Source organism: Streptomyces sp. NPDC046759 (genome assembly GCF_040645475.1).
GTDB lineage: Bacteria > Actinomycetota > Actinomycetes > Streptomycetales > Streptomycetaceae > Streptomyces.
The window spans coordinates 169622-190284 of sequence record NZ_JBEYYJ010000014.1 but is presented as its reverse complement, the minus strand read 5'-3'; the positions used below and the strand labels follow the sequence as shown (position 1 = coordinate 190284).

17 protein-coding genes are annotated in these 20663 nt (G+C 72.0%); 8 read left to right on the top strand and 9 right to left on the bottom strand.

Annotation, left to right across the window (positions count from 1 at the left end):
- Positions 1–66: 66 nt before the first annotated feature.
- Genes ABZ919_RS20715 through ABZ919_RS20705 form a run of 3 tightly spaced genes read left to right on the top strand, consistent with a single transcriptional unit; the run spans position 67 to position 3550 of the window.
- A complete protein-coding gene (locus ABZ919_RS20715) occupies positions 67–1743 on the top strand; it encodes an FAD-dependent oxidoreductase (protein ID WP_361249655.1) in 1677 nt (558 codons plus the stop codon).
- Positions 1740–3200, top strand: a complete 1461-nt coding sequence (locus ABZ919_RS20710; RefSeq protein WP_361249652.1) for an ATP-binding protein — start codon at positions 1740–1742, stop codon at positions 3198–3200. Before ABZ919_RS20715 ends, ABZ919_RS20710 begins: the two co-directional genes overlap by 4 nt.
- A complete protein-coding gene (locus tag ABZ919_RS20705; RefSeq protein ID WP_361249649.1) occupies positions 3197–3550 on the top strand; it encodes a UBP-type zinc finger domain-containing protein in 354 nt (117 codons plus the stop codon). The genes ABZ919_RS20710 and ABZ919_RS20705 overlap by 4 nt, the downstream gene beginning before the upstream one ends.
- A gap of 100 nt (positions 3551–3650) precedes the next feature.
- Here the strand turns inward: ABZ919_RS20705 and ABZ919_RS20700 are convergent, their stop codons facing one another.
- From ABZ919_RS20700 to ABZ919_RS20680, 5 genes are all read right to left on the bottom strand, one after another.
- The gene (locus ABZ919_RS20700) at positions 3651–4868 is read right to left on the bottom strand and encodes an SGNH/GDSL hydrolase family protein (protein ID WP_361249646.1); all 1218 of its coding nucleotides are present in this window, start codon (positions 4866–4868) and stop codon (positions 3651–3653) included.
- Positions 4865–7216, bottom strand: a complete 2352-nt coding sequence (locus ABZ919_RS20695) for a glycoside hydrolase N-terminal domain-containing protein (protein WP_361249643.1) — start codon at positions 7214–7216, stop codon at positions 4865–4867. Before ABZ919_RS20695 ends, ABZ919_RS20700 begins: the two co-directional genes overlap by 4 nt.
- 41 nt (positions 7217–7257) lie before the next feature.
- Positions 7258–9060 (bottom strand): carbohydrate-binding protein, encoded by a 1803-nt coding sequence (locus ABZ919_RS20690; protein ID WP_361249640.1) that lies wholly within the window; start codon positions 9058–9060, stop codon positions 7258–7260.
- A gap of 37 nt (positions 9061–9097) precedes the next feature.
- The gene (locus ABZ919_RS20685; RefSeq protein ID WP_361249638.1) at positions 9098–10285 is read right to left on the bottom strand and encodes an ROK family protein; all 1188 of its coding nucleotides are present in this window, start codon (positions 10283–10285) and stop codon (positions 9098–9100) included.
- A gap of 159 nt (positions 10286–10444) precedes the next feature.
- On the bottom strand, positions 10445–12250 hold the full coding sequence (locus ABZ919_RS20680; protein ID WP_361249636.1) for a M4 family metallopeptidase: 1806 nt from the start codon (positions 12248–12250) through the stop codon (positions 10445–10447).
- Positions 12251–12568: 318 nt separating this feature from the next.
- Here ABZ919_RS20680 and ABZ919_RS20675 point away from each other — a divergent pair, with 318 nt between their 5' ends.
- Positions 12569–13732, top strand: a complete 1164-nt coding sequence (locus tag ABZ919_RS20675; protein ID WP_361249633.1) for a serine hydrolase domain-containing protein — start codon at positions 12569–12571, stop codon at positions 13730–13732.
- Between the two features lie 54 nt (positions 13733–13786).
- Here the strand turns inward: ABZ919_RS20675 and ABZ919_RS20670 are convergent, their stop codons facing one another.
- The 4 genes from ABZ919_RS20670 to ABZ919_RS20655 all read right to left on the bottom strand — a co-directional run bounded on the left by ABZ919_RS20670 (position 13787) and on the right by ABZ919_RS20655 (position 16337).
- Complete coding sequence (locus tag ABZ919_RS20670) at positions 13787–14545, bottom strand: SDR family oxidoreductase (RefSeq protein WP_361249632.1); 759 nt, start codon at positions 14543–14545, stop codon at positions 13787–13789.
- A gap of 93 nt (positions 14546–14638) precedes the next feature.
- A complete protein-coding gene (locus tag ABZ919_RS20665; RefSeq protein ID WP_361249629.1) occupies positions 14639–15325 on the bottom strand; it encodes an SDR family oxidoreductase in 687 nt (228 codons plus the stop codon).
- A 276-nt stretch (positions 15326–15601) separates the two neighbouring features.
- Positions 15602–16228: an isochorismatase family cysteine hydrolase gene (locus ABZ919_RS20660; protein WP_361249626.1), complete on the bottom strand. Its 627-nt coding sequence runs from the start codon at positions 16226–16228 to the stop codon at positions 15602–15604.
- Positions 16212–16337, bottom strand: a complete 126-nt coding sequence (locus tag ABZ919_RS20655) for a hypothetical protein (RefSeq protein WP_361249623.1) — start codon at positions 16335–16337, stop codon at positions 16212–16214. The genes ABZ919_RS20660 and ABZ919_RS20655 overlap by 17 nt, the downstream gene beginning before the upstream one ends.
- 241 nt (positions 16338–16578) lie before the next feature.
- Between ABZ919_RS20655 and ABZ919_RS20650 the strand changes: the two genes are divergently transcribed.
- From ABZ919_RS20650 to ABZ919_RS20635, 4 genes are all read left to right on the top strand, one after another.
- A complete protein-coding gene (locus ABZ919_RS20650) occupies positions 16579–17256 on the top strand; it encodes an AIM24 family protein (protein ID WP_361249621.1) in 678 nt (225 codons plus the stop codon).
- A 156-nt stretch (positions 17257–17412) separates the two neighbouring features.
- Positions 17413–18453 carry a tetratricopeptide repeat protein gene (locus ABZ919_RS20645; RefSeq protein WP_361249618.1) on the top strand — a complete coding sequence of 347 codons (1041 nt, stop codon included), beginning with the start codon at positions 17413–17415 and terminating at the stop codon, positions 18451–18453.
- On the top strand, positions 18450–19469 hold the full coding sequence (locus ABZ919_RS20640) for a polyprenyl synthetase family protein (RefSeq protein ID WP_361249615.1): 1020 nt from the start codon (positions 18450–18452) through the stop codon (positions 19467–19469). Before ABZ919_RS20645 ends, ABZ919_RS20640 begins: the two co-directional genes overlap by 4 nt.
- A gap of 103 nt (positions 19470–19572) precedes the next feature.
- The gene (locus ABZ919_RS20635) at positions 19573–20532 is read left to right on the top strand and encodes a threonine/serine dehydratase (protein WP_361249612.1); all 960 of its coding nucleotides are present in this window, start codon (positions 19573–19575) and stop codon (positions 20530–20532) included.
- Positions 20533–20663 lie beyond the last annotated feature (131 nt).

The window sequence follows — 20663 nt, the reverse complement described above, 5'->3', positions numbered from 1 at the left end:
TGCGTACCGGTGCGGTGGTCTCCACGGACACCGAGCCGTGGAACCAGAGCTCGGGGTGGGAGACGTATGGCACAGGCCGCCGACGCGAGCCGGACCGTCATCCTGACGGTGGACGACGACCCGGGGGTCTCCCGTGCCGTCGCCCGCGATCTGCGGCGGCGCTACGGCGAGTCGTTCCGGATCGTGCGGGCGGAGTCCGGGGAGTCCGCGCTCCAGGCGCTGCGCGAGCTGAAGCTGCGCGGCGACCTGGTGGCCGTGATCCTGGCCGACTACCGCATGCCGCAGATGAACGGCATCGATTTCCTGGAGCAGGCGCTCGACGTCTATCCGGGGGCGCGGCGGGTGCTGCTTACCGCCTACGCGGACACCAACGCGGCGATCGACGCGATCAACGTGGTCGACCTCGACCACTACCTGCTCAAACCGTGGGACCCGCCGGAGGAGAAGCTCTACCCGGTCCTGGACGACCTGCTGGACGCGTGGCGGACCAGTGCCTACAAGCCGGTCCCCAGCACCAAGGTCGTCGGGCACCGCTGGTCGGCGCGCTCCTCGGACGTGCGCGAGTTCCTGGCCCGCAACCAGGTGCCGTACCGCTGGTACTCGGTCGACGAGCCCGAGGGGCAGCGGCTGCTGACGGCCGCCGGGCAGGACGGGCGGCGGCTGCCGCTGGTGGTCACGCCGGACGGCAGCGCGCTCGTCGAGCCGGAGGCGCCCGAGCTGGCGGCACGGGTGGGACTGGCGACCACGCCGACGGCCGACTTCTACGACCTGATCGTGATCGGCGGCGGGCCGGCCGGGCTCGGCGCGGCCGTGTACGGCGCCTCCGAGGGGCTCAGGACCGTGCTGGTGGAGCGGTCGGCGACCGGTGGGCAGGCCGGGCAGAGCTCCCGGATCGAGAACTACCTCGGCTTCCCCGACGGCGTCTCCGGCGCCCAGCTCACCGACCGGGCACGGCGGCAGGCCGCCAAGTTCGGTGCGGAGATACTGACCGCCCGTGAGGTGACGGCACTGGAGGTCAACGGCGCCGCCCGGGTCGTACGGTTCGCGGACGGCACGGCGATCGCCGCGCACAGCGTGATCCTCGCGACCGGTGTGCAGTACCGGCAGCTGCAGGCCGCCGGTTGCACCGCCCTGACGGGCTGCGGGGTGTACTACGGCTCGGCACTGACCGAGGCCGCCTCCTGCCAGGGACAGGACATCTACATCGTCGGCGGCGCCAACTCGGCGGGCCAGGCGGCGATGTACCTGTCCCGGGGCGCGAAGTCGGTGACGCTGCTGGTGCGCGGCGCCGACCTGTCGGCCTCGATGTCGCACTACCTCATCCAGCAGATCGCCGAGGCGCCGAACATCTCGGTGCGTGCGCACACGGTGGTGGACGCGGCGCACGGCTCGGACCACCTGGAGCAGCTGACCCTGCGTCATACGGTCACCGGGGAGAGCGAACGCGTCGACGCGCAGTGGATGTTCGTGTTCATCGGTGCCGCCCCCCTGACCGACTGGCTGGGTGACGCGGTGCTGCGCGACGAGCGCGGGTTCATCCTCGCCGGACCCGATCTGACCCCCGACGGGCGGCCGCCGGCCGGCTGGGAGCTGGACCGGCCGCCGTACCACCTGGAGACCAGCGTCCCCGGCATTTTCGTGGCGGGTGACGCGCGTGCGGAGTCCGCCAAGCGGGTCGCGTCCGCCGTCGGAGAGGGAGCCATGGCAGTGATGCTCGTCCACCGGTACCTGGAACAGTCATGAGCGGGCAGATCATGCCGTGCAACCCCAAGGAGATCGGCTCGCTGTTCCTCTTCGAGAAGCTGAGCCCGGAGCAGCTGGGCCGGTTGTGCAGCGAGGGGCGCATCGAGCTGTTCCAGCCCGGTCCGGTGTACACCGAGGGCGACCCGGCCACCTGCTTCTTCGTGATGATCGAGGGCACGGTCGTGCTCTCCCGCCGGGTCGGCGGCGACGACGTGGAGGTCACCCGCGCCTCGCAGCCGGGCGTGTACGCGGGCGCGATGCAGGCCTATCTCGGCGACCGGGTGCGGCAGGTCTACAACAACTCGATGCGCGTCACGGAACCGACGCGGTTCTTCGTGCTGCCGGCGGACATCTTCGCCGACGTCATGACCGAGTGGTTCCCGATGGCCGTGCATCTGCTGGAGGGCCTGTTCTTCGGCGTGAAGAACACCCAGGCCGCCGTCGGCCAGCGGGAGCGGCTGCTGGCGCTCGGCTCGCTGTCGGCGGGCCTGACGCACGAACTGAACAACCCGGCGGCGGCAGCGGTCCGGGCCACCGCCAGCCTGCGCGAACGAGTCGCCAAGATGCGGCGCAAACTCCGCATGATCGCCGAAGGTCCGTTCTCGCGTGACGCGTTGGCGAGGCTGACCGAGATCCAGGAGCGCACCGCCGAACGGGTCGCCAAGGCTCCGGCGCTCACTCCGCTGGAGGCGGCCGACCGGGAGGACGTGCTCACGGACTGGCTGGAGGACCACGGCATCGACCAGGCCTGGCAGCTGGCGCCGGCCTTCGTGCAGGCCGGGCTCGACGTCGACTGGCTGGAGCAGGTCGCGGCGGCCGTGGACGAGGAGATCCTGGCCGGGGCGGTCGGCTGGCTCGACTACACCATCGAGACCGAGCTGTTGATGAACGAGATCGAGGACTCCACCACCCGCATCTCGCGTCTCGTGGACGCGGCCAAGCAGTACTCGCAGCTGGACCGGGCGCCCTACCGGGTGGTGGACGTGCACGAACTCCTCGACAGCACCCTTCTGATGCTCTCCGCCAAGATCGGTCCCGGAATCGAGGTCGTGAAGGAGTACGACCGTACGCTCCCGCCGGTACCCGCCTATCCGGCGGAGCTGAACCAGGTGTGGACGAACCTGATCGACAACGCGGTGTCCGCCGTCAACGGCGCGGGCGGCACGGGCACGCTGACCGTGCGGACCGCGCTCGACCACGAGCGGCTGCTGGTGGAGTTCCGGGACACCGGGCCCGGGGTCCCGCCCGAGATCAAGGACCGGATCTTCGACCCGTTCTTCACCACCAAACCCGTCGGCGAGGGCACCGGGCTCGGCCTGGACATCTCCTGGCGGATCGTCGTCAACAAGCACCACGGCAGCCTGCGCGTCGAGTCGGTCCCGGGCGACACCCGCTTCCAGGTGCTGCTCCCGCTGACCGCCGAGACACCGACGGAGGAAGTGGAGGAAACCGGATGAGCACCGCCGACGGAGTCGAGCCGGGCGTCCCGCCCAGCGGGCCGGGATGCGTGGAGTGCGAGGAGACCGGGGGCTGGTGGTTCCATCTGCGCCGGTGCGCTCAGTGCGGGCACATCGGCTGCTGCGACGACTCCCCCGCCAAGCACGCCACCGCGCACTACCACGCGACGGGGCATCCGGTGATCCGGAGCTTCGAGCCCGGCGAGGAGTGGTTCTGGGACTACACGACGGACGAGTTGTACACCGCGGGTCCTCAACTGGCGCCGCCTGCCAGTCATCCGGCGGAGCAGCCGGTCCCGGGCCCCGCCGGGCGGGTACCGGCGAACTGGGCCGAGACGCTGCGGGGCTGACCGGGATCCGGCCCGGGCGGTTCTCGGACGGCGGCGGCTGCGGCTTCCCGTGGAGGGTCACGCAGTCACCCGCACCCCGTCCGGGTGCGCCCGAGCCCGGTCAGCGGGTGCAGTCGAGATTGTGCAGGTCCACGGTGTCGGCCAACGCCTGCATGCCCTTGTCGTCGGGGTGCAGGTGGTCACCGCCGTCGAGGAACGGCAGCAGCCGTGCCGAGTCGTACGGGCTGCCCAGCGTGTGGTCGAAGTCGGTGACCGCGTCGAACACGCCGCTGGTGCGGATGAAGTGGTTCACGTCCCGGCGTACGGCCTCGGCGGCCGGATCCCAGTCGGGCCAGCCCTCGAACGGGCCGATCGTGGCGGCGACCACGCACTTGCCCGCCGCGTGCACCCGCCCGGCGATCCTCCGGTACCCGGCGGCCAGGTCCTCGGCGGTGACACCGGTGTGCGCCTTGATGTCGTTCACCCCCTCGAAGAGGAAGACGGTCCGGACACCGGGCAGGGACAGTACGTCCCGGTCCAGCCGGTGCAGGGCGCTCTGCCCGGCGCCGTCCGCGAGCACCTGGTTGCCCGAGATGCCCTCGTCGGCCACGCCCTGCACGGCGGCGCGCGTCCTGTTCAGGCGCCGGGCGAGATAGTCGGGCCAGCGGCGGTTCAGATCGGCGCTGGAGTGCCAGCCGTCGGTGATGGAGTCGCCCAGCGCGACCACGGCCCCGGTGGCCGGGCGTGACGGCCGTACGGACACGGCGTCGAGGTACCACCAGGAGCCGGTGGTCTCGTGCCAGTTGGTGGCGCCGTCCTCGGCGGTGTGGTCTCCCTGGCCGGTGTACGACGTCTGCATGGCCATCCAGTGGCCGGTCGCCGGGCCCGAGGCGTCCGGCGTGTGCAGGCTGACGGCCAGGTCGGTGCCGGCGGGCAGCCGGCCGGGCAGCGGGTCGCTCCAGGCGGTGGCGCCCGCCGGGACGACGACCGTGCGCGAGCCGCCGAAGGTCAGCCGCCGGTTGCTGCCCGGCCGCAGCGCGGCTCCCTCGTCGCGCACGCCGGCGTAGGCGCTGTCCACGGTCAGCGGCCGGTCGCCGAAGGCGTTGCTCACGCGGACGCGCAGCTCGTCACCGCCGACACTGGTGTGCACGATCAGCCGGTATTCCGCACCGGCCGTGCCCTCGCCCATGCGGTCGGCGCTCGCCGCCCAGGTGACGACTCCGGAGGCCCGTCCCGGGGACCCGGCCAGCGCGGCCGCCGGGGCGGGCGCGGACTGGCAGGCGACGGCCGTCAGCAGGGCCGCTACGACGCGGCAGAGGCGTGGGAACCGGCCGGTCACGGCGTGAGGTCCCGGAGTGTGACGGTACCGCCGGGTCGCACGCGGACCGTCCGGGACGTGCCTGCGTATCCCACGGAGGTCATGGTCCCGCCGATGCTGCGGATGCGCACCTCGGTGGGCTTTGCGTCCCTCCAGTGCAGGTCGACGACGAAGCCGCCGCGGGCCCCCGCACCGGTCATCGATCCCGCGGCCGCCCAGGCGTCCGGCAGGGCGGGCAGCACTTCCAGGTGGCCCGGGCGTGAGTACAGCAGCATCTCGGCGACGGCGGCCGGGGTGCCCAAGTTCGCGTCGATCTGGAAGATGCCCCGGCCCTGCTCGACCTGGTAGATGTCGAAGAGGTTGGGCGCGGTTCCGTTGCTGCCGTTCTCCGAGGGTCGCAAATTGTTCATCACGAGCTGGTAGGCCTTGCCGGCGTTCTTCAAACGTGCCCAGCACAGGGCGCGCCAGGCGTTGGCCCAGCCGAAGCTGTCCGTGCCACGCGCGGTGAGCAGGGCGGTGGCGCCGGTGACGATGTCTGCGGGGGTGGAGCCGTCGGGCCGGATGCGGTCACCGGGGAACAGGCCGACGAGCGGGGAGAGATGCCGGTGGGTGGTCTCGCCCAGGTTGTCCGGGGACATCCACTCCTCCAGCCAGCCGGTCTTCGGGCTGACCACGGGCAGGTAGAGCCGGTCGCGCAGGGCTCCGACGGTCTCGGCGTGGTCGGCGTCCCGGCCCAGGTCCGCCGCGGCCGTGCGGAAGTTGCCGAACAGGGCCCACACCAGTTCCTGGGCGTAGGTGATGCCCTTGGCGTCGAGCGGGCCCTGTTCGGGTGACCAGTCGCTGTCGGCGATGAGGACCTCCCGGCCGGTGTCCGGCAGAGTGGTGGTGAGCAGCCGGGCCTCCCAGAACTCGCAGGCTCCCTTGAGGAGCGGGTAGATCTTCTCCAGGTGGGTGCGTGAGCCGGTGAACTCATAGTGCTCCCACAGCGAGTTGCACAGCCAGGCGTTGCCCGCGGGGTGCCACCACCAGCCGCCCCCACCGTTGGGGTTGGTGGAGATGGCCAGGGTCCAGCCGGCGTTCCTGCCCGTGGTGTTGCGGTAGCGGTTGCGGGGGTCGTTGAACAGGCGCCGGGTGAGGTCGGTCCAGGAGGGGAGCTGGGCGAGGCAGTAGTCGGTGAGGGCGTCGAAGCACGGGGACAGGCCGGCGCGGTCGGCCGTCCAGTAGTTCATCTGGAGGTTGATGTCGGTGTGGTAGTCGCCCATCCAGTCCGGGTCGTTGCCGTCGAGCCAGAGCCCCTGGAGGCCGAGCGGCAGGCTGCCACGGGAGCCGGAGATCATCAGGTAGCGTCCGAACTGGACGTAGGCGGCCTCCAGTTCCGGGTCGGGTGCGCCGTCGCGGGCGCGGGCCCGGATCCGCTCCCAGGTGTCGAGGGAGCGCTGCTGGGCGGACGAGGTGCCGAGGGTGAGCCCGAACCGGTCGTAGAGGGCGCGGTGGTCGGCGGCATGGGTGCGCAGCAGGGTGCCGGCGGTGTGGCGGGCGGCGGCGCGGACCTTGGTGCGGGCCAGCGCCCGGGGGTCGAGCGCGGGGTCGCGGTAGTCGGCGCAGGCGTCGGGGGCGTAGTTCGTGCCGCCGCTGAGCACCACGGTCAGCTCCCGGCAGCCGGAGAAGACGATGTGCGGGCCGTCGGCGTGGACGCTGCCGCCGCTGCCGTGGGCGGTGACGGCGGCCGCGTAGCGCAGGCCGTTGGGGAAGCTCCCGGCGAAGGAGTCGGCCCCTCCCCCGCTCTCACCGTGGGTGCCCTCGAGGGTGAGGGTGCCGGTGTACTCGCCGCCGCCGCTCTGGCCGAAGTGCAGCACGATGACGTCGTCGGGACGGCTGGCGAACAGCTGCCGCCGGTAGGTGACGTGGGAGTGGTCGTACGAGGTGGTCACGACGCCCTGGGCGAGGTCGAGGGTGCGGCGGTAGCCGGAGACGGCGGACAGGTCGTGGGCGGGCAGGTCGACGGTGAGCCGGGCGAGCAGGGTGAGCGAGCCGAAGTCACTGCGGCCGTAGGGGAATTGACCGTCGGCGTCGAGGGTGTCGTTGCGGCCGCCGGTCCACATCGTGGCGTCGGTGACGAGCAGGAGCTCACGGCCGGGGTCGTTGCTCGACAGCGCCCCGAGCCGGCCGTTGCCGACGGGCAGTCCCTGCCGGATCATGGAGTGCTCGTCGGCAGGAGCCTGCCACCACAGCTGGTCGCGGGGGTCGGGGGCGGGAGCCTCGGTGGGCCGCTGCGGGGCGGCGGTGGCGGTGAAGGCGGGCAGTGCGGTGAGGGCTCCGGTGGCCGCGGCGAGGGCGAGGAAGCCGCGTCTGCTGGTCGGAAGGTCCATGGCCGGGCTCCGATCACTGGTCACTGGTCACTGGTCACTGGTCACTGGCGGGGGGACGTGGGTACGTCGATGCGGTCGATGTCCGGGGCGTAGTCCGTGCCGCTGTCGAAGGTGACGGTGTTGGCGCCGGCCTTCAGGGTGACGGGGACGCTCACCGTCTCGACGGTCCCCCAGTCGCCGGTGGAGGGGAAGCTGTGCCGGGTGGCGGCACCCGAGTCGGCGGAGATGTTCACGGGGCGCGGGTCACCGCTGACATAGGTGACCTTGATCAGATAGGTGCCGGGGCGGTCGACGACGACGTCGTTGAAGCGAAGTGCGCCGCCGAGGTACAGATTGCCCACCTTCTTCCCGCCGGAACAGGCGGAGCAGTCGGCGACCGACGCGTTGCCGCTCAGCGTGTTGGCCGCGGACTCGGCCTCGTAGCCGGTGGTGGTGAGGGCGCCGCCGCGCGGGCTGAGCGTGAACAGCCGGGAGCCGTGGGCGGGCAGGGCCTCGGTGATCCTGTTCCGGTACGAGCCGAGGTTCTCGTGGTTCCACAGGTCCCGCACCTGGGCCCTGCCGGTGAAGCCGAGGTCGGAGAAGTCGGCGGTGACGGCGGCGGGGCTGTCGGCGAGGTTGAACAGCGCGACGGTGTAGGTGCCGTCGGGGTTCTTCGCGGCCCAGACCTGCTGCGGGTCGGACGGGGTGACCGGCCGGGCGGGCGGGGCGGCGCCCTGGTCGACGGCGATGACCTCCCGGTTGGTGAGGAGTCTGACGCCGTAGTCGTCGAGCCGGGTGAGATCGTCACCGGTGTAGAGGGGCGACTTGGCGATGGCCCACAGGGTGGCGTAGCTCTGGCGTTCGGCCCTGGTCAGGCCGTCCATGGCACCGTTGCCGATGTCGAGGGAGTCGAGGTCGTTCCAGCCTCCGGGCCCTGCGTGCCGGGTCCAGCCCGGGGTGTCGCCGAAGCGGTCGTCCACGGAGTTCTCCCAGCTGACGAGGGTGTTGCAGTAGCACTCGACATCGGTGTCGATGCGCCAGCCGTCGGAGTACCTCTTCCAGTCGGCGGCATGGCCGATGTCCAGGGACCAGGACAGTTCCAGGTGGATGGGACGGCCGGTGGCGGCTGTCGCCTTCTGCCAGGCGGCCACGTCGGCAACGTTGTCGTAGTTGTCGCCGCTCTTGAACGAGCCGGGGCCGACGCCGTCGAGCTTGAGGAAGTCGTAGCCCCAGGAGGCCAGCATCTGCGCCTGGGAGTCGACGTACTTCTGGGCGCAGGGCTTGGAGAAGTCGAGTTTGTAGGCGCTGTCCCAGCCGTTGGTGGTGCGCAGGTCGCCGTAGACGATGTCGGCGGTGGTGCAGCCGCCGGCGTCGCGGATCGGCACCCTGCCGTCGCCGTAGGCCTCCTTCTCCAGGCCGACCGGCAGATAGATCCCGGCCTTGAGGCCGAGCCCGTGGATGTGGTCGGCGACGGCCTTCATGCCGTGCGGGAAGCGGTGCGGGTCGGCCTGCTGGCGCGCATGGCCGTCGTACTCGGGCTTCCAGGCGTCGTCCCGCCACCAGCCGGAGTCGATGTTGACGTACTCGTAGCCGTAGGGCTTGAGGCGGCCGGCGAGGGCGTCCGCCTGCTTCACGACGTTCGCCTCGGTGAGGTAGCTGTAGTCGCCGTCGGGGTTCAGGCCCGGGTACTTCGAGGACTGCATGCTCCAACTGGACCAGCCCATGTAGGGCTCGGCGGCCGTCGCCGGCGCTGAGTCCGCGCGGGCGGTGGCCGGCGCGGCGGTGCCGAGGCCCGCCGTGAGGGCGAGGACCACGGCGGCTCCGAGTCCGCGTGCGGGCAGGACGGAGTACGAGGGTGACCGCATGGGCCGTACCTCCTGGGTGGGTTCGGGTCGGGGCGGCTCAGCCCCGTCCGCTGCTGGGGGTCTGGGTGATGAAGGACTGGATCGCGGCGGCCGCGGCGCCACGGGCCCACTCCTCGAAGGGCAGCGGGCGGGTCAGTACCTCGCACCGGGCGGCGGAGCCGAAGGCGGTGGCGGTGAACGCCTGACGGATCTGGTCGGCGAAGAGGTCGTAGGCGGCAAGGCCCTCCCCCGAGATGATCACGCGCTCGGGACCGAGCAGGTTGGCCACGGTGGCGATTCCGCGGCCGATGGCCTCCCCGGCCCGCGCGTACACCTCCCGGGCTCCGGGGACGCCGTCGCGCGCGAGCGCCACCGCCTCCGCGCCGTCGACCACCTGACGGCCCGTCACCTCACGCACACGGGCGACGACGGCGGCCTCACCGGCGATCGCCTCGACACAGCCCCGGTTGCCGCAGCGGCACTCGGGTCCGGCGGGATCGACGACGATGTGCCCGATCTCCCCGGCCACTCCGTGCGCACCGGCGACCACGTGGCCGTGCACCACGAGTCCGCAGCCGATGCCCGCGCCGACGGTCACGACGGCGAAGCCGGCGAGTCCCGCACCGGCGCCGAACCACTGCTCAGCGACGGTCAGCGCGCGCACGTCGTTGTCGACGGTGACCGGCAGTCCGGCGGCCTGCGCGGCGAGTTCGGCGAGCGGTACGTCGCGCCAGTCCAGGAACGGCGAGTACCGTACGACGCCCTCGGCGCGGTCGACGTCCCCGGAGACGGCGATGCCGAGCCCGGCGACAGGTCCGTCGGACTCGGCCGCGTGGGCGAGGAGTTCGTGGACGAGGCCGGCGATCGCGGCCAGGACGGGGCCGGCCGCGCGGTCGGGCAGGGGCGCGCGGCGGGCCAGGCGGATGCGGCAGCACAGGTCCGTCAGGACGGCGATCAGCTCGTCCCCGGTGACCTTCACGCCGAGGAACAGCGCCCGTTCGCCGTTGACCCTGACCAGGCCGGCGGGCCGGCCGAGGGTGAGACGGGCCTCCTCGGCGGCCCCCTCCGACAGGTAGCCCGCCGTCAGCAAGGGGCGTACGGCCTTGGTCACGGCGGCCGGGGACAGGCCCGACCGGCGGCCTGCCTCCAGGCGGGTCAGGGGGCCGTGGGACAGGACCGTCGTGAAGACCTGCGAGGCGGCCGGCGTGTGTGCCGGGAACGTCTCGGCACGGGGGGTCGAGCGCATGGCCGGGAACCTAGGGCCATTATTTTCCGCTGTCAATAAAAGAAACACGTGCTGTTGCGGAGGCAGTTGGGGCGGTCGGCACGGCTCCTGGCCCCCGCGCAGCCCCGGACATGCGGATGCCCCGCGCGGGGCGGGGCATCCAGGGGTGCGGCCGTCGTGTCAGTGACGTGCCTTCGGCCTGTTGGCCGCGGTGACGTTGACCGCCGCCCAGGCCTTGTCCACCGTCTTGTACTCGGTGCTGTTCGCGCCGTACAGGTCCTTGGCCGCGTTCAGCGTCGCGACTCGCGCGTCGTGGAAGTCGGTCGTGGAGACCATGTAGCGGGTGAGCGCACGGTAGAAGATGGCGGTGGCCTTGCTACGGCCGATGCCCTGGACCGTGGAGTGGTCGTACGTGGGCGAGTCGTAGTTGACGCCGTTGATCGTCTTCTTGCCGCTGCCCTCCGCGAGGAGGTAGTAGGCGTGAGAGGAGACACCGGACCCGGCGTGCACCTCGGCCGGGAGGTGGCCGGGGGTGCCGTACACGTCCAGCGACCAGTAGTCGACCGTGCTCTCGAGCTTGTCGAGCGAGGGGTGGTCGAGGCGCCGCAGGAACTTCTGGGCGAGGCCCAGCTTCTCACCGATCAGGTAGTCCGGCGTGTCCTTGGCGTTCTTGGCGTAGAACTCGACGTTGGAGCCGAAGATGTCCGCGAGCGACTCGTTGAGCGCGCCGGGCTCGCCGAACTGGTTGCCATGGGCGTCGACGTTGGTCGGCTCCAGCTTCGCGGTCGCGTCCACCACGCCGTGGGTCAGCTCGTGGCCGGTGACGTCGAGGACGACGAGCGGCTTCTTGAACATGTCGCCGTCGCCGTCGCCGTACAGCATGCAGTTGCAGGTCGGGTCCCAGAAGGCGTTGGCGACCTTCTTGCCCCAGTGCACCATGCCCTGTGCGGCCTTGCCGTTGCCGGCTATGCCCTTGCGGCCGAAGGTGCTCTTGTAGAAGTCCAGCGTCTTGGTGATGCCGTACTGGGCGTCCGCGGCGGCACTCACACGGCTGGTGGTCGTGCCGTTGCCCCACACGTCGGTCGTGTTGGTGAACTTCGTGGCCGCGCTGAACTTCTCCGTGTACGAGCCCTTGGCGTCGCGCGTCTCGGTGCCGTACCGGCTCGGGTCCTTGAGCTGGTAGTGACCGCGAGAGGTCGCCGTGGTGGTCAGGCCGACGCTGCCCACGAACAGGGTCTTGCCCGTGCCCTTGGCGCTCGACGGGTACGGCGTGGCGCCGGAGACGCCGGGGCCGAGCGCGCCGGCCTCGGGGGAGGCGGAACCGACGCCCGTGGCGGGGTCGATCGTCTCGCCGTGCTTGCGCAGGCTGTCGAGCAGCTTGGGCGACAGGAACTCGTCGCTGTCCGGCGTGTTGCTGCGCACCTCGCCGGTGACGGCGTCGATGACGACGGTGTCGGTGCCGTTCGGGTCGGTCACGGTCACCTGGTAGGCGAGGGCGGAGGAGCCGCCACGCGCGTCGACGACGAGCCGGGCGTCACCGGCTTCGCCCTTCGCGGCCTGGGCGGCCTTGGCGGCGGCCTGGTCCGCGGTCAGCCTGGCCTTGGTGGCGGCCGGCTCGACGGTGTGACCGGCGGCGCGGGTCACACCGGCGTAGGCCAGCTCGCGGTCGAGGTGGACGACGAGGTCGCCGCCGAGCACCGGCATGCCGTCGTGCGTGCGGACGAACCGGACGTGCCGGGCGCCCTCGGGGTCGATCATCACGTCCTGGGCGTGCAGTTCGTCGCCCTGGGAGACGCCGGTCGCCGAGGCGTGGGCGAAGGCCGCGGTACGCGCCGCCTCCACCACCGCCGCGGCGTTCGTGGTGGCGGACGCCGAGGACCGCTCCACCCCCGTGGAGGGACCCGCGAAGGCGGTACCGGCCAGGCCCGTGGCAGCGGTGGTCACCGCGATGGCGACGGCGACGCTGCGTATGTGGGGTCTACGCAAGGATCAGGGTCCTTCGTTCGAAGGCAGCGGGGATCACCAACCGCCTTGACGCGTGGCGCGGTCCCGCACCACGGGGGCTGGTCGGGCCCCGGGACGTAACCCTTACGGATCAGTCATGTACACGTAAAGGTGGAATGATCGATTTCGCCACCTTCTAGGGCAATCCTTTACGAATGCACGCCATAGAGTGATCGCCGACTGACCAACTGTGTGTCGGCTGTGGAGACGTCGACTCCATCCCCTAGGTTCCAGGGCCGGAACGTGACCGATGTCGCATCAAACGTCGTGCGCATGCGGAGTGCTGAAAGCAGGTGCGGGATGGTCTCAGCAACGGTGGGACGGGGCACGGTCCTCGGGGCGGTCGTGCTGGCGCTCCTCGCGTTTCCGGCCCGGGCCGCGACGGGAGAGGCGGACGCGCCGGCGGCAGCGACGCCCGCGGCACCCGACACGGCGGGTCTCGCCGCGGCGCTGCGCTCCGCGGTGGACCGGGGCGCGCCGGGCGCCCTGGCCCGCGTCGACGACCACGGCCGGACCTACCAGGCGACGCGCGGAGTCGCCGACCTCGGCACCCGGCGGGCGCTCGCCCCCGGCGACCGGTTCCGCGTCGGCAGCGTCACCAAGACCTTCTCGGCCGTCGTCCTGCTCCAGCTGGTCGACGAACACCGGCTGGCTCTCGACGCGCCGGTCAACCGTTACCTGCCCGGGCTGCTGCCGGACGACCGCATCACGGTCCGCCACCTGCTGAGCCATCGCAGCGGCCTGTACGACTACACCGACGACATGTTCGCCGACAGCGTCCAGGGCTTCGAGGCGGTACGGGACAAGGTCTTCACCTACCGCCGGCTGGTCGCGCTCTCCCTGAAGAAGCCGCCCACCCACGCGCCCGGCGCCGCCTACTCCTACTCCAACACCAATTTCGTGGTGGCGGGCATGCTCATCGAGAAACTCACGGGGCACTCGGTGCGCACCGAGTACGAGGAGCGCATCTTCAAGCCGCTGAAGCTGCGGGACACGTTCTACGTGCATCCGGAGACGGGGATCCCGGGCCGGCACGCGCGCGGGTACCTCACCCCCGACAAGGCCGGTGACCCGCTGGTCGACTCCACCGACCAGACGGTGTCCTGGGCACAGAGCGCGGGGGCGATCATCTCCGGCGCACGGGATCTCGACACGTTCTATTCCGCGCTGCTCGGCGGCAGGCTGATGTCCTCGGCACGGCTCGCCGAGATGGAGAGGTTCGACCGGGTGGACGCCACGACGGCGTACGGACTGGGGCTGCGGCGCCGGGATCTGCCGTGCGGGGTGTCCGTGTACGGGCACACAGGAGTGGTGCAGGGGTACTACACGTACGCCTTCGCCACGAAGGACGGCGAGCGGAGTCTCACGGCTGTCGCCAACACGTCCAACAACGCGAAGGTCTCGGATGCGTTGGCCGGGACCCTGGACTCCGCGTTCTGCGGGAAGAAGGCGGCCAGGAGATAGAGATGCACGGGGTCTTCCCAGGCCTTGCCGGACTCGCCGCAGTCGTCCCGGGTCTCAGCCGACGAGTTGCTGACCGCCGTCGACGTCGTAGGTCGCGCCGGTGAGGGCCGTGTTGGTCATGATGTGCACGGCGAGCGCCGCGACGTCCTCCGGTACGACGACGCGGCCGATCGGCAGTGTGGCGCGCAGTTCCTCGCGTCGGGCCTCGAGGTGGTCGCCGAGAAGCCTGGCCGACAGCGGGGTGTCCACGAAGCCGGCCGCGATCAGATTGACCCGGACCGGCGCGAGCTCGAGCGCGAGACCGGCGGTGAACACGGGCATCGCGGCCGTGGCCGCCGGCGCGGTGCCGAGGCCCGCCCGCAGCCGCCGGGCGCCGGTGCCGCCCAGGAGCAGCAGCGTGCCGCCCGGCCGTACGGTGGTGACGGCGTGGCGTGCGACGTCCAGGGCGAGCACCATGTGCGCGCTGATCGCGCGGCGCGCCTGTTCGGAGTCCATGTCCAGGAGACGCCCGTAGGCGGGACTCCCCGCCGTGACCAGCACGTGGTCGATCGGTCCGGGCAGCTCGGAGAAGAACTGCCGCAGCGAATCGGGGTCGTTGGCGTCGAAGGCGGCGGTGCTGCGCGCCTCCACCTCCGCGGCCGCGGTGCGCAGCCGTTCGGGGTCACGCCCGGTGAGAATCACCGTGGCGCCCTCGGCGCGGGCCTGCCTCGCGGTGGCCAGCCCGATGCCCGCGCTGCCTCCGATGACGACGAGGGTCTGTCCGAACAGGGCCGGGTCCCGGCGGCCGTGCGCCGCCGGCGATGCGTCGCTCATGGGTCCTCCTGTGCCCAGGCGGCTCGGCCGCTGCGGCGGACCGGCCGCTCGTCCGCCCGTGGCGGGTCCCGCACCGGCGAGGCCGGCCTGTGCTCACCGCTCGAGTGGTTGGCAAAGGGCGTGTTTGACCTGTCTGGTCCGCTCGTCGGCGAGGACCTCCACCCGGTCGTTCGCCAGGGCTTCCACGGTCTGCTCCGCGACGTCCGCCGCGCTGATCTTCGGTGCGTCGATGTAGGCACTGAGGTTCGTCTCCACGAAGCCGGCGTGCACCCCGATCACGAGGGTTCCCTGTTCGCGCAGGCCCTCGCGCAGCGCACCCGTCAACGACCACTGGGCCGCCTTGGACGCGGCGTAGCCGGGGAATTCCGGCCGCGCCGCCCAGGAGGCGGCCGACAGGATGTTGACCAGGGCACCGCCCCCGTTGCCCCGGAGGACGGGGGCGAAGGCCCGGGAGACGGCCCAGGTGCCGAAGTAGTTCGTCTCCATCGCCTGGCGGGCACCGTCGAGGGAGCCTGTCAGGAGCTTGGTGTCGAATCCGCCCACGCCGGCGTTGTTGACGACGACGGTGACGTCGCCCGCGACGGCGGCCGCGGCGGCGACGTCGCCGGGCTCGGTGACGTCCAGACGCAGCGGAGTGAGGTCCTCGTCCTGCACGCTCGCCGGATCGCGGACGGCTGCGTAGACCTTTCCTGCGCCGTGGTCGATCAGCGCGCGGGCCAGCGCGCGGCCGATGCCGCGATTGGCTCCCGTCACCAGGGCGACCGATCCTCTGATCTCCATCGCGCTTCCTTCCTGCCGGTGCCCGCCGGGCCCGGCCGGCACCGCGGTCGTGGAGCACGTGCCCTCCCCTGCCAGCCTGCACCGGATCGTGCCGCTTCGCACAAGAACGAGGACGGATGCACTCCGTGACGCGAAGGTGCGGCCGGAGGCTGTCGACGAACCGGGGCGGCACGCCGCCGCAGCGGTCCGCAAGCAGGAGACCGGCACGCCGGCGTACGGGTGCGGCGAGGTCGGGGGCGCACCGCGGGAGCGCCTCTTCTTCACCGGCCTCCTGGATCACCCGGTGTTCTTCAGCGCCCGCAGGAGTTCCTCGGTCGTGGTGATGCTGTGCGCGTAGGTCGGCCCGTTGAGTTCATGGGCGGCGTGCATCATCTCGGGCTTGAAGGCCGCGGTTGCGTCGCGGACCAGTGTCACGTGGTAGCCGAGCTCCATGGCGTAGCGGCCGGTGGCCTCGATACAGGTGTTGGCCAGAAGGCCGATGAGCACCACATGGGTGATGCCGTGCTGCTTGAGCAGCAGGTCCAGGTCGGTGTTGGCGAATCCGCTCGACCCCCAGTGCTCGTGGGCGACGACGTCGCCCGGTTGCGGCTGGAAGTCGGGGTGGAACTCCCCGCCCCAGGAGCCCCTGGCGAAGTGGTGCCGTTCCTGGATCTTGCGCTGCGACGGGTTCGGGTGGTCCCAGCCGTCGTAGTCGCCCGGCTCCCAGCGGCGGTGGGGGACGAAGAAGATCCGGACGTTGCTCGCACGGCCGGCGGCGACCACGGCCCGCAGATGGTCGAGGAGCCCGACCTCGAGAGCCACGTGCCGCACGGCGGGCCAGACCTTCCCGTTCTCGGAGAGGAAGTCGTTGTAGGGGTCGACCAGGAGGATCGCGGTGCGGGCGGGGTCATGGGTTTCGGGCACGGTGGTCCTCGCGGTGGGGGGTCAGGAACGCGGTCAGCGCGGCCAGTACGTCGCCGGGTGCCTCCTCGGCGACGTACTGGCCGCAGCCGGGGATGACGACGGTCCGCACATCGCTCGCGACGGGCTTCGTCCTGGCCGCGACGCTCGCGCCCGGGCTCGCCGCTCCGCCGATCGCAGGCTACGTGCGCCCCGGCCCCGGGGCCCGGATGCGTACCCGGCCGTGCAGCCCATGCTGCGCGGTGCTGTCAGGCCCCGCAAATCGGGCCCTGGCCGTGCGTGCCGGCCGGTGGTCGACCGGGTGCGATCCGTGATCTTGGCGGAATGGCATCGTCCGGGACACCATGCCCGCCATGAAGGGTGATCTCTTTTCCAGTGAGCACGTGGTGCAGCCGGCCGTGGAGCCGGGCATGTCCGTCGAGAACGCCAAGTGCATCAAGTACGCGGTGAACGGCGAGATGTACGCCCGCCAGGGCGCGATGGTCGCCTACCGCGGCGGCCTCAAGTTCGAGCGCAAGGGGCAGGGCGTCGGCGGCATGCTCAAGCGTGCGGTCACCGGTGAGGGGCTGCCCCTCATGGCGGTGCGCGGGCAGGGCGAGGCCTGGTTCGCGCACGAGGCGCAGAACTGTTTCATCGTCGAGGTCGAGCCCGGCGACCAGTTCACGGTCAACGGCCGCAACGTCCTGTGTTTCGACGCCTCGTTGTCGTACGACATCAAGACGGTGAAGGGATCGGGCATCGCCGGCGGCGGCCTGTTCAACAGCGTGTTCACCGGGGCGGGCCGGCTGGGCCTGGTGTGCGAGGGCAACCCACTGGTCATACCGGTCTCCGGGCAGTCGCCGGTGTACGTCGACACGGACGCGGTGGTCGGCTGGACCGCGCATCTGGAGACCTCGCTGCACCGCTCCCAGTCCCTCGGCTCGATGCTCCGCGGCGGTTCCGGCGAGGCGATCCAGCTGATGCTGCGGGGCGAGGGGTACGTCGTGGTGCGGCCGAGCGAACTGACGCCGCAGAAGAACCAGCAGCACTGAACCTTCACAAGGTGAGGCCCGCCACACGGGCAACCCGCGCCGCCGTACCCGCGTCTTGATCGGCAACAGACCGACACGCCCCGGTCGCTTCGGCCGGGGCGTATTTCCCCGACGCTATACACGCCATGTATACATGCCGTGTATAGAAAGGCGCGTATGTACGGCAAGGCTTTCGCCCCGGAGTACCAGGGCGCTCTGACCACCCTGTCCGTGAACTCCTCGCTGGTCGATGTGCTGGCGGAGGGCACCGAGAAGCTGCGTGAGGCCGAGCGGTCCGGGCGCCCCGCCGAGGCCGCCCGCTGCGGACTCGCCGTCGCCGAGGCACACCGGCGGCTCGGTCATGTGGAGGACGCGGACCGGGCCTGGAAGGCGAGTTACCGCGCGGCGCGTGCGGCCCGTGACACCGCCGCGATGGCCTGGGCGCTGTGGAGCGGCGGCACCCTCGCCCGGCAGCGCGGGGCTTTCCCCCTGGCCTGGCGGCTGCTGGGGCTCGCGGCCGAACTCGGCGAGCGTGGCGGCGACATCGTTGTCCGCGGCTACTCGCTCGCCGGCCTCGCGGAAACCGGCCGCATCCAGGGCGACTACGCGGCGGTCGGCCGGCTGCACGAGCAGCTGCTGGCCGAGGCGCGCAGGCGGGGCGAGGCCCGGCACACGGTGTGGGCGCTGGAGGGCATCGCGCAGATGCACCGCAACACCGGTGACTTCGACCGGGCGTACGCGCTGTTCGAGGAGGCGGCGGAGATAGCCGAGCGGGCGGAGGACCGGCGCGGGCACGCCTGGGCGCTGCGCGGGCTCGCCGACATCCTCTCGGTGCGCGACAAGGACACCGAGCGGGCGCTGGAGCTGCTGTCGCGGGCGGAGGCCGGCTGCCGGGCGATGAACCTCTCCAGCGCCCTCGCCTACAACCACAAGATGCGCGGCAATGTCCTCTACCGGGCCGGGCGTCACGCCGAGGCGCGCGAGATGTACGAGCAGGCGCTGGAGGAGTTCCGCGCGATGCGCGAGCCGCGCGGTGAGGCGCTGGCCCGGCTGGGTCTGGCCAAGTCGCGGGCACAGCTCGGCCGCGACCGCGCCGAGACCGCGGCCGAACTCGCCGAGCTGGCACGGACGATGGACCGCGCCGGGCTGAAGCACGCCCGGGAGATGGTGACCCGTGCCCAGGAGGAGTTCGGCCTCGACGCGGAGGTGGCCCGATGACCACGCTACAGGCGCCGTACTCGGCACTCGGCGTCCTCGCCCGCTGCCGTGCACTGGTGGACCCGGCGCTGCGGGAGGCGGTGGGGCGGATGCATCCGTGGGTGGCCGAGATGGCCGCGTACTCCTTCGGCTGGTGCGAGGTCGGCGGGGCGCCCGCCACCGCGCCGGGCGGCAAGGGGGTTCGGCAGGCGCTGGCGGTGCTCGGCGCCGAGGCGGCGGGCGCCGACGGGCGGGCCGGCGTCCCGGCCGCGGTCGCGGTGGAACTGGTGCACGCCTTCTCGCTGCTCCACGACGACATCATGGACGGCGACGCGACCCGGCGCCGCCGCCCCGCCGTGTGGAAGGCGTACGGCACGGGCCCGGCGGTGCTCGCCGGGGACGCCCTGTTCGCGCTGGCGGTGGAGACGCTCGCGGCCGCGCCGCGGGGCGCCGGCGCCGTACGGCTGCTGTCGGCGGCACTGACCGACCTGGTCCGCGGGCAGGCCGACGACCTGCTGTTCGCCACGCGGCCGTACACCGGCCCGGAGCGGGTGACGCCCGAGGAGTACCGGTCGATGGCGGACGGCAAGACCGGCGCGCTGCTGGGATGCGCCGCCGCGCTGGGCGCGCTGCTCGGCGGGGCGCCGGACAGCACGGTCGGCACGCTGGACCGGGCCGGACGGCGGCTCGGTGTCGCCTTCCAGCTGGTGGACGACGTGCTCGGCATCTGGGGCGACCCGGCCGTCACCGGCAAGCCCGTGGGCGGCGACCTGCGGGAGCGCAGGAAGACCTATCCGGTGCTGGCCGCGCTCGGCTCCCCGGCGGCGCGCGGCCTGCCCGAGCTGCTCGACGCGCCGGGACGGGCCGAGGAGACCGCCGCGCTGATCGAGGCGGCGGGCGGCCGTACGGCGGCGCTGGCCGAGGCGCGTGCGCACACGACCGCCGCCCGGGCCGAGCTCGCGCGGGCGCCGCTCGCCGCGGAGGCCGCCGGGCAGCTTCTCGGGCTGCTGGATCATCTGCTCGACCGCGTGCTGTGATCCCGCCCGTCCACCGGTGAAACCGTGTTGACCGCGGCGGTCCGCGCGGGTCAGGGTGCGATTCGGCGCGACCCGCGACCCCGCGCCGGAGGGGTGAGAGACCTTGATCGGCATCAAGGAGATCGAAGCCGCGGCGGAGCGGATCGACGGACATGTCATGCGGACGCCGACGGTACCGAGCCCGGGTCTGACCGGGTTGCTCGGCGTCCCGGTCACCGCCAAGCTCGAACTGCTCCAGCGCACCGGCTCGTTCAAGGCACGCGGGGCGACGGCGAAGCTGCTGTCGCTGGGCGAGGCCGAGCGGGCGGCGGGCGTGGTCGCGGTCAGCGGCGGCAACCACGGGATCGCCCTGGCGGTGACGGCCGCGGCCCTCGATGTGAAGGCGACCGTGGTCATGCCCCGCAGCGCGCCCGCGCGCTCCGTCGAGATCGCGCGGGAGGCGGGGGCGTCGGTGCGGCTGACCGACGGCATGGACAGCGCCTTCGAGCTGGTCACGCGGCTGCGGGACGAAGGACTGACGCTGGTCCACCCCTTCGACGACCCGGTGGTGATCGCCGGGCAGGGCACGGTGGGACTGGAGTTGGCCGAGGACGCGGAGGACCTGACGGACGTCGTCGTCAGCATCGGTGGCGGCGGGCTGATCTCCGGAGTCGCCGCGGCCCTCGCCGCCCGGCGGCCCGGGGTGCGCGTGTGGGGCGTGGAGACCGAGGGCGCCGAGGCCATGGGCGCCGCGCTGAGGGCGGGCGGACCGGTGCCGGTGGCGCTGTCTTCCCTGGTCACCACGCTGAGCGCGCCCTCCGTGTCCCGGCTGACGTACGACCACGTCTGCGCGCTGGTCGAAGAGGTGCTGGTGGTTCCGGACCGGGACGCGGTACAGGGCTCGCTGGATCTCGCCGACCGCGCCAAGGTGTGGGCGGAACCGGCCGCGGGCTGTCTGCTGCCGGCCGCCCGGCAGGTGGTGGCACGGGCCGGCGACGGCGCCCGGATCGGACTGGTGGTGTGCGGCGGCAATACGACGCCACGGGAACTCACCGGCTGGGCGGACCGGTTCGGGCTGCTGTGAGAAGGGGCCGCACCCGGGCACTTACCGTCGGTTACACACAGGTCGAAGACCGCCGGGTGCGGCCATCCCTAACTCGCAAGCCCTTTCGAAGAAGTGAATGAAAGGCAGGAACGGCCCTCCGGTCACCGATT

What these genes read in the sequence shown, in the direction of transcription:
- ABZ919_RS20665 (WP_361249629.1), bottom strand. Translation starts at nt 15,325, where the DNA reads ATGGAGATCAGAGGATCGGTCGCCCTGGTGACGGGAGCCAATCGCGGC.
- ABZ919_RS20645 (WP_361249618.1), top strand. Translation starts at nt 17,413, where the DNA reads ATGTACGGCAAGGCTTTCGCCCCGGAGTACCAGGGCGCTCTGACCACC.
- ABZ919_RS20650 (WP_361249621.1), top strand. Translation starts at nt 16,579, where the DNA reads ATGAAGGGTGATCTCTTTTCCAGTGAGCACGTGGTGCAGCCGGCCGTG.
- ABZ919_RS20715 (WP_361249655.1), top strand. Translation starts at nt 67, where the DNA reads ATGGCACAGGCCGCCGACGCGAGCCGGACCGTCATCCTGACGGTGGAC.
- ABZ919_RS20695 (WP_361249643.1), bottom strand. Translation starts at nt 7,216, where the DNA reads ATGGACCTTCCGACCAGCAGACGCGGCTTCCTCGCCCTCGCCGCGGCC.
- ABZ919_RS20675 (WP_361249633.1), top strand. Translation starts at nt 12,569, where the DNA reads ATGGTCTCAGCAACGGTGGGACGGGGCACGGTCCTCGGGGCGGTCGTG.
- ABZ919_RS20685 (WP_361249638.1), bottom strand. Translation starts at nt 10,285, where the DNA reads ATGCGCTCGACCCCCCGTGCCGAGACGTTCCCGGCACACACGCCGGCC.
- ABZ919_RS20705 (WP_361249649.1), top strand. Translation starts at nt 3,197, where the DNA reads ATGAGCACCGCCGACGGAGTCGAGCCGGGCGTCCCGCCCAGCGGGCCG.
- ABZ919_RS20690 (WP_361249640.1), bottom strand. Translation starts at nt 9,060, where the DNA reads ATGCGGTCACCCTCGTACTCCGTCCTGCCCGCACGCGGACTCGGAGCC.
- ABZ919_RS20710 (WP_361249652.1), top strand. Translation starts at nt 1,740, where the DNA reads ATGAGCGGGCAGATCATGCCGTGCAACCCCAAGGAGATCGGCTCGCTG.
- ABZ919_RS20670 (WP_361249632.1), bottom strand. Translation starts at nt 14,545, where the DNA reads ATGAGCGACGCATCGCCGGCGGCGCACGGCCGCCGGGACCCGGCCCTG.
- ABZ919_RS20640 (WP_361249615.1), top strand. Translation starts at nt 18,450, where the DNA reads ATGACCACGCTACAGGCGCCGTACTCGGCACTCGGCGTCCTCGCCCGC.